General features: G+C 66.0%; 10 protein-coding genes. 4 read left to right on the top strand and 6 right to left on the bottom strand.

From position 1 onward, the window contains the following. Positions 1-10 precede the first annotated feature (10 nt). The 6 genes from J3476_RS22235 to J3476_RS22260 all read right to left on the bottom strand — a co-directional run bounded on the left by J3476_RS22235 (position 11) and on the right by J3476_RS22260 (position 5,393). Complete coding sequence (locus J3476_RS22235) at positions 11-394, bottom strand: hypothetical protein (protein WP_286183544.1); 384 nt, start codon at positions 392-394, stop codon at positions 11-13. Between the two features lie 97 nt (positions 395-491). After that, positions 492-1,670: a thiolase family protein gene (locus J3476_RS22240; protein ID WP_207068519.1), complete on the bottom strand. Its 1,179-nt coding sequence runs from the start codon at positions 1,668-1,670 to the stop codon at positions 492-494. Then, positions 1,667-2,098: an OB-fold domain-containing protein gene (locus J3476_RS22245; RefSeq protein ID WP_207068520.1), complete on the bottom strand. Its 432-nt coding sequence runs from the start codon at positions 2,096-2,098 to the stop codon at positions 1,667-1,669. Before J3476_RS22245 ends, J3476_RS22240 begins: the two co-directional genes overlap by 4 nt. Next, entirely contained in the window at positions 2,091-3,497 is a 1,407-nt protein-coding gene (locus J3476_RS22250) for an SRPBCC family protein (protein ID WP_207068521.1), read from the bottom strand. The genes J3476_RS22245 and J3476_RS22250 overlap by 8 nt, the downstream gene beginning before the upstream one ends. Before the next feature lie 19 nt (positions 3,498-3,516). Continuing rightward, positions 3,517-4,422, bottom strand: a complete 906-nt coding sequence (locus tag J3476_RS22255; RefSeq protein ID WP_207068522.1) for an SDR family NAD(P)-dependent oxidoreductase — start codon at positions 4,420-4,422, stop codon at positions 3,517-3,519. Positions 4,423-4,496: 74 nt separating this feature from the next. Continuing rightward, positions 4,497-5,393 carry an enoyl-CoA hydratase/isomerase family protein gene (locus J3476_RS22260; protein WP_207068523.1) on the bottom strand — a complete coding sequence of 299 codons (897 nt, stop codon included), beginning with the start codon at positions 5,391-5,393 and terminating at the stop codon, positions 4,497-4,499. A gap of 84 nt (positions 5,394-5,477) precedes the next feature. Here J3476_RS22260 and J3476_RS22265 point away from each other — a divergent pair, with 84 nt between their 5' ends. From J3476_RS22265 to J3476_RS22280, 4 genes are all read left to right on the top strand, one after another. After that, positions 5,478-5,978, top strand: coding sequence for an SRPBCC family protein (locus J3476_RS22265; protein ID WP_207068524.1), 501 nt, complete (start codon positions 5,478-5,480; stop codon positions 5,976-5,978). Then, the gene (locus J3476_RS22270) at positions 5,975-7,168 is read left to right on the top strand and encodes an acyl-CoA dehydrogenase family protein (protein WP_207068525.1); all 1,194 of its coding nucleotides are present in this window, start codon (positions 5,975-5,977) and stop codon (positions 7,166-7,168) included. Before J3476_RS22265 ends, J3476_RS22270 begins: the two co-directional genes overlap by 4 nt. After that, positions 7,158-8,216, top strand: a complete 1,059-nt coding sequence (locus tag J3476_RS22275; protein WP_207068526.1) for an acyl-CoA dehydrogenase family protein — start codon at positions 7,158-7,160, stop codon at positions 8,214-8,216. Before J3476_RS22270 ends, J3476_RS22275 begins: the two co-directional genes overlap by 11 nt. A gap of 106 nt (positions 8,217-8,322) precedes the next feature. Then, on the top strand, positions 8,323-9,214 hold an 892-nt coding region (locus J3476_RS22280), incomplete at its 3' end, for an MCE family protein (protein ID WP_207068527.1).

The following is a 9,214-nucleotide window of genomic DNA, read 5'->3' on the forward strand; positions in this document are numbered from 1 at the left end:
CCATCAGGGGTCAACCCCAGGTGTCGCGGTCGCCCCGGAACGTGAACAGCGCGCCCGAGATGGTCGGAAAAGACGGAAAGCACACCGATGCCAGCACCCCGCTGGCATTCATGTCCTCCACCCGCGCGTCGATGTCGTAGCAACCCCTGCGCATGTCCTCGAAACGGGACGGCTCGAAACCCCACTCGTCATTGGGCCGTCCGGCGACGGCGTTGAGACCGATGTTGGGAAGCTTCATGCCGTCGTAGACCCAGGCGACCGATCCGTCGGCCTCTTCGACGATCCTGGGCGCATCATCGGCATAGCGCGGCGGCACCCGCCCGGCAAACATGTCGGGTGGTTCGACGGTGTGATCGTCAACGCTGATCAACACCAGATTCGATGGATCAACCATCCGCGACTCCTCGGACTGCAAAGTTACGTACTGATACTCAGTAGAACACTATCTGTTCCAGTGTCCATAAGCTGACGGCAATTGCTTCTCCCGGCCTTCAGCTGCGGCGCAACAACATCATCGTCGTTCCGCTGTTGGCGCCGCCGACGCCGCAGGCGGCGAGTTCGGCGTCCGCGACCTGGCGAGCACCGGCTTCGCCGCGTACCTGCACGCAGGCTTCGTGCAGGTGACCGAACCCGTGCAGGCGACCGCCCGAGAGTTGACCACCGGCGGTGTTGACCGGCAACTCGCCACCGAGCGAGAACCGCGAGGGATCGGCCACCCACTCCCCCGATTCACCGACTCCACAGAAGCCGAAATCCTCCAGGAAGCACAGCACGAAAACGCTGAACCCGTCGTACAGCGAGGCGTAGTCCACGTCGTTGGCGGTGAAGTCGGTGCGGTCCCAGATCGTCGACCACCGCGAGTTGAGCCTGGCGATGTCCTGTCCCGCCTCCCAGAGGAACCGGTCGTGGTGAGCACAGTCGAGCGCCTCCACGACGACGCCGGGGTGCTCGAGGGACCGGGCGTGTTCGGCGCGGGACACCACGAATGCGGTGGCGCCGTCGCACGCGATGTCGCAGTCATACATGCACAGTGGATCAGACACCATCCGCGCCTCGAGGTAGTCCGTGAGGTCGAGCGGATCGGTGTACACGGCTTTCGGGTTCAGCTTGGCATGCGCGCGCTGGACGAGGGCCACCTGGGCCAGTTGCTCGCGAGTCAGCCCGAAAAGCTCCATGCGGGAGCGGATCTGCAGCGCCGCCAGGTTCGCCGCCGAGGCGCCGTAGGGCAATTGCCAGCCGAGCTGACCGCTCGCTCGAGCGCCTGCAGGCACGCTGTATCCCCGTCGCCGACCGGCGCCCTGCGCGGTGCCCTCCCAGATGCTGCGCCAACACAGAACGTGATTGGCCATCCCACCGGCAACGGCGAGCATCGCATCGACGACCGCTCCGAGCTGGCCCGGATACTCGACACCCCCGGCCACCCAGTTCGGCCGGATACCCAATGCGTCGTGCAGTTCCCGCAGCCCAGCGCCGGAGAAACCCTTGCCGGCCATCGAGGCGCCGGGATACGTTGTCAATCCGTCGATCTCGGACAAGGTGAGCCCGGCGTCCGCCACCGCGGCGACACAGGCGTCAACGGTGAGTTGCAGTGGATCGCGCCCCAGCCGTCGTCCGATATCGGATTGACCGATCCCGCTGATGATCACGTCATCGGTCAGCCGTCGCGTCATCGCGACTCCGGACTGAACATCGGCAGGTAGACATCATCGTCCGAGTCGTCGGATCCGACGACGAACGCGACACGAACCGGCATTCCGCGAAAAATGCGGCTCGGGTCCACGTCGACCAGGTTCGTCAGCACACGCGCGCGCGGGTCCTCGACGGGGTTGACGAAGGCGATCACATACGGAGTGGGGATGCCAGGGTAGAACGGGTGGCGGTTGACGGTCCACGACTCGACGGTGCCGCGGCCTGACATGTCGGCCCACTCGGGTACGGCGTTGTCGTACTGGCAGCGCAATGCGGGCGGGTGGATCAGCCGCTCACAGTCCGGACATCGCTGCAGTCGCCACACACCGGCGGCGCCCGAGGTCCAGTAGGTCCGATTGAGGTCGGTGAGCGCGGGCAGCGGACGTCCGGACTGGGTGGTGTCAGTCATCGCGGTCGTCGACGCCGAAGATGAACCGGTCGGCGATCGCGTGCTCGTTGCGAATCGACATCTCCTGCGCGGTGTTGAGCCAGAGCCCCTCGAAGCCCCGCGAATGCATTCCGGCGTGGATCGCATCGATGTTCTGGAGGTCCTGGGTGGGCAGCTCGCCCCAGCCGTCGTGGTCCTGCCAGCGTTCCACCTCCAGCCAGCTGGTCTGCGGCACCTCGCCCGGTGCGAAATGTTCGAGAGAGAACATCTCGAACACACAGCGGTTGGGATCCTCGGCGTCCGGGAGCATCCGGTACCCGAGCACACAGGACTTCTCGACGAGCAGCACCAGTGTCGGGAACACGTGCCAGTCACCGTTGCCGGCGAAATACTGCTCCATCGTCATCGTCGGGAAGTCCACCCCCTCTGCTCGCGCCAGCTGCTCGCAGAGTTGGTGATACAGCACGAACGGGGGGACGTCTCCGGCGTCCATGGTGGCCAACTGCTGGGCGGCGCGGTAGTCGCGTTCGGTCACCAGCGAGCCGACCTCGAGGTAGTTGTACTGCATCGAGTTCGCGAACACCTCAGGTCGCGCGGCCTGCTCCCTGCGCGCACTGTCGCGATCCCCGCTGTCGGGTCGCGCGGTGTAGATGAACCGTGAGTGGTTCCGGTACGGGATCGTCGGGGTGTAGGGCGCGTAGACGTACTCCTGCGGCGGCGCCGGTTCCGCCGACGGCCGTGGCCCCTGCATCGGCCGCAACGTCTGGGGGTGCGTGCCAGGCGTGTGATAGCCCTCGATGAACGCGTCGATCACGGTCTTGTAGTTGGCCGCCAGCTTGGTGCGCTTGCGCCACCGGAACCTCATGTCCTGCAGCCGAAACGGCTCCAGCGCCATCGGCAGCGGGTCCAGCCATTCCAACAGGTCCTGGGGGTTCTCGGCCATACTGACGAAGACCCAACCACCCCATGTCCCCACCGACACCGGGCGCAACGACCATTGCTCGCGGGGGCGGTGGAGGAACTCGTCGCGGGACGGGACGAACGCCGACCGCCCGTCCAACCCGAACCGCCAGCCATGGAACGCGCACCGCAGATCGCCGTCGGCGGCACAGCCTGCTCCGCGCACCACCTTCATGCCGCGATGGGTGCAGGCGTTGTAGAAGGCCTTGATGCTCGCGTCCTTCTGACGCACCACCATGATCGACTGTCTGCCGATGGTGTACTCGTAGAAGCTTCCCGCGTCGGGGATCTCCTCCTCACGGCATGCCGGTTGCCACACCGCGGTGAAGAGCCGCTCGAGTTCGAGGTGAAGGAACTCGGGGTCGATGTAGCGGGTCTTCGGCACGAAGGTCTCTCCGCAGGCGTACTTGGGCGGTACCTTGCCGTTGCCTGTCTCGGTGGCGGCATCGCTGGCACTCATCGCGCTTCCCTTCCGGCGCTCAGACCGCGGGCGGTTTGTCGAAGATGTTGGGGTAGAGCACCGCTTCCTTGAACGAGGTCTCGATCTCGGTGAACGCGGTGGGGATGTCCCACGTGCCGGACGCCGAGACGATTTCGCGCTCGACGACGGGGTTGGACATCAGGCTGATCCGGCCGTTACCCGCGAAGATCACCCGCCGGTTGAGCCATTCGGACTGCTCGCTGGCGAGGTAGACCACCGGCGGAACCACGTTCTCCGGGGCCAGGCGCTTGTTCTCCGGGGAGTAGTCCATGCTCCCGCCCCCCTTGATGCCCTGCGTCATGCGGGTTCCGGCGATGGGCGCGATGGCGTTGGAGCGCACTCCGTAACCCTTCAGCGCATTCGCACAGGAGAACGTCAACCCGACGATGCCCATTTTCGCTGCGGCATAGTTGGGTTGGCTCGGCGCACCCTGCAACCCCGACATCGACGTGAAGTTGATCAATCGATACTGTCCGCCGCGGTTCTCGCGCCACCACGCGGCGGCGTGGCGTGTCAGATTGAACGTCCCCTTCAGATGAACGGCGATCACGGAGTCGAAGTCCTGTTCGCTCATCTTGAACACCATGCCGTCGCGCAGGATGCCTGCGGCGTTGACCATGATGTCGAACCCACCGAGAGTGGTCGCCGCACGGTTGATCAACTCCTCGCACGCCGCGAAGTCGGTGATGTCGGTGACGTCGGAGAAGGCCTTGCCGCCACGCTCGTTGATCCCTGCGGCCACCGTCTCGGCTGGGCCGGCGTCGCGGCCGCTGCCGTCGACCGCGACACCCGCATCGGACACCATCACGGCAGCGCCCTGCGCCGCCAGGCCCTCGGCGACAGCGGCGCCGATACCGCGGCCGGCACCGGTGACCAGCGCTGTTCGGCCGTCAAGTACACCCATCACTACTCCTCGTCCGGCGTCTTCGCCCCAGCATACAGAACAGATATACAGAATCTGTATATCTGATTATCAGATTACTCGAAGCCCCACTCCGCGTAGCGCCGTTCCAACTCCGCCATGGCCTCACGGCCGCCGCGCGCGGAACGCTCCTTCATGAAGTTGAACTCGTCATCGCGCCAGGAGAGATTCGAAAACACGCTGTGAGCCATCGGCACCCAGTCCGCGAACTGCGCCATGCCGACGGCGTTCCAGAACGTGATCAGGGCGTGCTTGCCGACCATCAGCCCGTCGGCCGAGTGGTGGGCGATCGCCCGCGCGTACCGCATGGCCTCCTCGTGCAAACGATCCGGCGGTACGACCGAGGCGGCCACGCCCCACTCCTTGAGCTCGGCGGCGGGAACCTTGCGCCCGGTGATCATCGCCTCGTAGCCGCGATTCGGGCCGAGCTTGAGCAGCGCGAGCGGCATCGCCGTCGAGAATCCGGCGAATCCGATGCGGGCCTGCGGGCGGGCCAGATACATGTTGTCGGCCACCACCAGGATGTCCGCGGCCAGCGCCAGATTCATCCCGGCTCCGAGCGTGGCGCCCTGGCACGCCGCGATCACGGTCTTCGGAAACTCGAGCCAATTGGTCAGGTGACGGTGCAGACGCCGCGCGTTTCCCATCCGCGCCGTCTGCGGCAGACGTTTGCCCTTGGTCAGGCCCGCCTGCTCCAGGGGTAGTCGACGGACGTCGTCGCCGCTCGAGAAGTCCTTGCCCGCAGCCTCGAGCACGACCACCTTGATGTCGTCGTCGGCCTCCGCACGGTCGAGCCTGTCCTTGAACATTCCGTGCATGTCCGGCGACAGGATCGCGTTCCTGCGGTCGGCACGGTTGATCGTGATGACCGCGATGTGAGGCTCCACGACCTCGTAGCGGACCCAGTCCTCGTCGGCCGCAAAGTCGCCTGCGCCGCTGGTCGCGTCACCCATGTCCGTCGCCCTCCGTCGCGATTGCGGAACTGTACATCGGAACACTATCCGATTAATTGTTCCGTCTGCTGCTAATGTTCGGCCATGCCACGAATCGCGGTCGTCAAGGGCGTCGACGCGCCGGCCGGTACCGTCTGGGAGCTGTTGAGCGACTTCGCCGACGTCAGCTGGATCCCGGTCATCGAGGACGTCGCTGTCGACGGAGACGGCTTGGGGATGACCCGCGCCATCCACGGAAGCGGCGACCAGCCGATCCTGGAGACGCTGACCCACCGCGACGACGGGCAGATGGAGCTCGGCTATTCGATCACCAACAGCCCCTTTCCGGTGACCCGCTTCGAAGCCCTCATCACCGTCCGGCCCGCGGCAGACGGCACGGGCGCAGACATCACGTGGCATGTGGACTACGACCCTCAAGACAGCGACCCTCAAGACAGCGACCCTCAAGACAGCGACCCTCAAGACAGCGACCCGCAGGGCAGCGACGCCACCGCAGCGGTATCCGCCCGAGAATCCATCGAAGCGGTCTACGCGATGATGGCGGGGTGGTTGGCCGACGCTGCCACGCAGCGAGGCCGCCGATGACGGACCGCGACTACGGGGTACCCCTGTCCGAGGCCGACCGAGACTTCCGCGACGAGATCCGCGACTTTTTGGCCGCTGCGCTGACGGCCGATATCCGCGCGGTCCCGCGCACCGACTGCGAACGTCTGGACCGGATGCGCTTGTGGCAGCGCAAGCTTCACGATGCCCGGCTGGCTGCCATCTCCTGGCCGACAGAGTTCGGCGGCCGTCGCGCCACCCCGGTGCAGCAGCTGATCTTCAACGCCGAGATGGCCGGTGCCCGCGCACCGGAACCGATCAACCGCAGCGCGATCAATCAGCTGGGACCCACGATCATCCAGTGGGGCACGGACGAGCAGCGTGACTACTACCTGCCGCGCATCTTGTCCGCCGACGACGTCTGGTGTCAGGGATTCAGCGAACCTGACGCAGGCAGCGACCTGGCCTCCCTGACCACACGGGCACTGATCCGCGACGACGAGTTGGTGATCACAGGCCAGAAGGTGTGGACTTCCAAAGCGCACTATGCGAATCGCATCTACCTGCTGGCCCGCACCGATCCGAACGCCACGCCACGCGAGGGGATCAGCTACATCCTGGCCGACCTCGACACCGACGGCATCGACGTGCGCCCCATCCGTCAGATCTCCGGCGGTGCCGAGTTCAGCGAGGTCTTCTTCCAGGACGTGCGCGTGCCACTGCGAAACGTGCTCGGCCCGCTGCACGACGGCTGGCGCGTCGCCAAGTCGACGCTGGGATACGAGCGGGTCGGCCAGAGTCGCACACATCGCATCGAGCGCAGGCTCGACATCCTGCTCGGCATGGCCAAAGAGCCCAACGCGCTGAGTGAGAGCGGTTTCGAGGACACGTTCGTCACCGACCACCTGGTGCGCTTCACCGCACAGGTGGAGGCCCTACGTCAGATCGCGGCCCAGGCGACCGCCGCCGGCGTGCGTGGCATGAGCCCCGGGCCCGAGGCGTCGATGGCGAAGCTGCTGACCTCCGAGGTCGACCAAGCCATGGCGAACTTCGGCTTGGACCTGGCCGGGGCCGCGGGCACCCTCGAACCCGGCTCGCCCTCGGCAGCCAAGAAGGGCAACGTCGCCAAGAGCTACCTGCTGATGCGAGCCGCGACATTCGGGGCCGGGACTTCCGAGATCCAGCGCAACGTCATCGCCGAGCGACTGTTGGGACTGCCCCGTGACCCGTGATGTACAGCCGTCGCTGGACGACATCGCCGATACCGCAGCCGAACTCGCGCAGCTGCGTACGACTGCTGACGAGATCCTCGCGCAGGCGTGGACCACCGAACGCACCAGGGTGTTGCTCGACGGGCCTGGCCCCGCGTTCGACGAGAACGTGTGGAAGACGGTCGTCGACATGGGGTGGCCTGACGTCCTCGTCGCCGAGACGCGAGGTGGCGGTGGCGGCAGTCTGCGTGAATTGTGCGTCCTCGCCGAAGCATCCGGTGCAGCCGCGTTACCGGTTCCGCTCGCGGCGGCGGCAGCGGCGAACTGGTGTGAGCAACGCACCTCCGACGAACTCACCCTGGTACTCGACGAGATCGGCACAGTGGTCGGTGACGAAGTCCACGGCACCTGGCCGATCGTCCCGTTCGGCGGCGTGGCAGACCGGTTGCTGATCCTGGCGCGTCGCGACAGTGAGCCCGTGCTCGGAGTCGTCGACGTTGGTGAACACGGGGTTCAGCGCACTCCCGAACAGCCACTCGACCACGGTCCCGCGGCGACGATCACTCTGACGAACACGCCGTTTCGACCCCTTGCTTCTGGCGCCAGCGCGGCAACCCGCCACCATGAGGCGGTGAGCCGCGGTCGGCTCGCTACCGTCGCCGAATTGGTCGGGATCGCATCGTCGGCCAACGACGCTGCCGTGGAATACGCCAAGATGCGCAAGACGTTCGGACAGCCGATCGGCGCCCGACAGGCGATCAAACATCGCCTGGTGGACCAGCGGTCGGTGATCGAGATCGCGCGCGCACTGGTCAACCGCGCGGCCGACGCCTGCGAGTTGCAGCACCCCGACGCCGAGGCACTCGTGTCGCTGGCAGTGTTCTGGGCCATCGACTCGCTGCGCCGGGTCCCCGAAGGCGCGACCCAGGTGTTCGGCGGAATCGCCTACACCTGGGAGCACGAAGCACATGTCCACCTGCGTCGCGCCGCCACCCGGGTGACGATGTTGGGTTCGCGCTCCGAGCACCGCGCCGTCGTCGCCGACTGGCTCCGGACACGTTCACAGTGAGAGCCGGCCGAGGGGTTCCCTCGCCAGCAAATAAAACATATGATCACACTTTGTCACATTGTGTTACAGGGTTACATTTTGTCACCGGCGGGAGGCACAGGTGAGCATGCGTCACGCTCGGCCGCTGGCCGGCCTCGCGCTCGTGATCTCGCTCATCGTGGCGGTGACGGTTGCGATCGGCTTGTTCCGGGGCAGCTTCACCAAGTCGGCTGCCGTCATCGTGCTTTCGCCGCGCGCCGGACTGGTGATGAACCCCGATGCGAAGGTCAAGCTGCAAGGCGTCACCGTCGGCAGGGTCGCGTCGATAGAGACGCTCGAGGATGGTCGGGCGGCGCTCCATCTCGCCATGGAACCATCGAGCCTGCAGTTCATCCCGGCCAATGTCGGCGCCGACATCACCAGCTCGACCGTCTTCGGTGCCAAATTCGTCGAACTCGTGCCACCGGCCGACCCAGCGGCGACTCCCCTGGTCGCCGGACAGGTGTTGCAGGGCGAACACGTCACCGTCGAGATCAACACCGTCTTCCAGCAACTGACCGACATCCTCGACGCGCTCGACCCGGTCAAGCTCAACGCGACACTCGCCGAGCTCTCGAAGGCCCTCGACGGGCGCGGTCAGCGCATCGGAGAGATGCTGTCCGATCTCGATGCATTCCTGGCGAGGCTGGCACCCAGCTTGCCGAACCTGCGCCGCGACCTGCAGGCGCTCCCCTCCGTGACGGCCGCATACGCCGACGCTGCAACCGATTTCGTCGAAACCCTCGAACACTCCACCCGGATCAGCCAAACCGTGGTCGACCGCCAGAGCGATCTCGACGCACTACTGACCTCGGCGATCGGGCTGGCCGACATCGGGAACGACGTCCTGGGCGCCAACCGGCAGTCGGTGACCGACCTGCTGCGTGTGCTGGTGCCCACCACTGACCTGCTCTACGAGTATCGCCAGTCGGTGGACTGCACTCTGCAAGGGATCCTCCCGGTTGCGTCCAGCAGAGTGG

The sequence above is a fragment of the Mycobacterium sp. PO1 genome (genome assembly GCF_017312405.1).
GTDB lineage: Bacteria > Actinomycetota > Actinomycetes > Mycobacteriales > Mycobacteriaceae > Mycobacterium.